Here is a 1919-nt window from a genome sequence, read left to right as displayed (position 1 = left end):
CGAGTACGAGGAAGCCTTCTGGCGTAGCCAGGAGCAAGTCCCGCAGTCCGCCTGAACCAATCAAGATCGGACTCTACGAAACTCGGGGCAGCTCACCGCGCACCGGATGCCGCCGCCGGGGTGTCCCTCCATAACCGGGGGCCGGCCGCGTCGCCGAGCTCGGCACACCTGGAGACAGGGATCGCTCCCGGGCAGTCGTACCGCCTGCACACGCACCCCTCCCCCGGGCCGGCGTAGGCCACCGCGTGACGGACCCCCCACCCGCTCCCTCCGCGGCAACGCCCCGCAGGCCGGGCGCGCCAGGCCAGCGTCAGCCGCAGGCTGCCCGACCCCGGCTGGAACCAGTCGATGACGCGGACCTCTCCAGGCACGGAGACTCCCCACCTCAGCAAGCATTGGCCGACCATTGGCCGGGCCGGAGCAAGACAGCGAAGCGACGCTGCTCCGGGGGCACTCACGTGACCGGTTTAGGCGAAATGCAGAATCTGTGAGAGTGTGCGGAAACTGGCACCCCTCAAGATGGCGTTGCAGCTCACGAAGCCTGCTCCCCGCGCACGCGGGGGATGATCGCCGAGGGCGGTGGACTCGCAGCCCTTGCGCAGCTGCTCCCCGCGCACGCGGGGGATGATCCCAATGCAGCTTGATCCGACTCTGACTTCGCACATGTTCGCCTGACAGGCCCCCTAGAGCATGCTGAGTGCCTGCATCGCATTGCGTTCGATGCGCGAGAGCTCGTGGAGGATGGAGCCGGCCTGCGTGAGGTTGTTCGCGTCGCCGGATTCGCCTGCTGTCGTGACGAGTGCGGCCACCTGTGTCCAGAGGCCGGCGGCCTCGGTATACAGACTGTGGCCGGTGCGCAGGTGGCTGCTGTCGATCAGCTGGGCACACTCGGTGAGGAAGTCCCGGTAGAGATTGCGGAACAGGGCACCGCCGGTGCCGGCCCTCTCCATGAGGACGGCGGCCCGTGGCAGGTCTTCTCGCGGATTGTCGCTGCGCTGCAGCCACTTCGGCACTTGCTTCGCGGTCTTCTCGATGCCCCGGTGGCCCAGGTTCGCGATGGGCGGGTTCAGGAAGGCGTCGGCGCAGGTCTTGATCGCGGGGATGATCCGCTCTTGCGGTGACGTCGGGCTGCTGGGCGCTGTGATGGTGAAGGAGCGGTGCTTGGCGGTCATGGGGCCGCGCTCGGCCCTGGCCCTGGCCAGGGCGGCGAGGCTGGTCGAGACGGCTCCGCCCTGCGGGTCGGTGTCCACCAGGTAGGCGTCCTGTTCGTCGTAGCCGTACATGGCCACGACGTGCCCGCCGAAGTGCACCTTGGTGCTGAAGTAGTCCAGGTGGTAGCTGTCGAGCTGAAGGCCGACCGGCCGACCGGCATCGATGGGCGCCGCCACGTTCTGCCATGCCTTGCGCGGGGAGGTGGTCTCCCCGACCAGCAGCTCAAGCCCGAGTACGGCGGCCAGGTTCCTGGTGAGCTCGAACGGCTTGACCCGGCCTCCCAGGAAGGGAAAGCCCATGCCTTTGCTGTCCCAGTAGATGAAGGACAGCCCGGAGCCGAGCCCGAACAGCATGGGCTCGGACAAGTCGAGTCCCTCATGCCGCAGCAGCACGCCCAGCGCCGTCGTCTCGCAGTGCTGCATGCCTCGGACATCGATGTCCTTCACCATGGTCATGCCGCTGATTCTCCTCCCTCACCAGACGACAACGCCGCACAGGGGCGTGCCGGACCATCACCACTCCAAGGGGCACGACCCGGACTCACGGCTGGTGTGCTCCGCGACGATCCATTGCCGATGCATCCATGAAGCCTGTTTCCGGCCGGACCAGGATGGGACTGTCCTGAAGTTTGTGTATGCCCCGGTGTGACCCGTCTGGCATGAGATGTGGTCTCTGCCGGGAAGGATCACAGATGGGCAGCAAGGACG

General features: G+C 67.1%; 1 protein-coding gene. It reads right to left on the bottom strand.

Annotated elements, in window-relative coordinates:
- Window positions 1-683 precede the first annotated feature (683 nt).
- Window positions 684-1667: a BtrH N-terminal domain-containing protein gene (locus ABT342_RS38015; protein WP_351584168.1), complete on the bottom strand. Its 984-nt coding sequence runs from the start codon at window positions 1665-1667 to the stop codon at window positions 684-686.
- Between the last annotated feature and the right edge of the window lie 252 nt (window positions 1668-1919).

The sequence above is a fragment of the Streptomyces sp. NPDC000410 genome, from assembly GCF_040300305.1.
Lineage (GTDB): Bacteria > Actinomycetota > Actinomycetes > Streptomycetales > Streptomycetaceae > Streptomyces.
Note: the sequence above shows the minus strand (reverse complement) of the source record. Positions and strands in the feature narration are given on the sequence as shown.

Bases quoted from the DNA above. Each gene is read 5' to 3' on its own strand.
- ABT342_RS38015 (WP_351584168.1), bottom strand. From the start codon at position 1,667: ATGACCATGGTGAAGGACATCGATGTCCGAGGCATGCAGCACTGCGAG.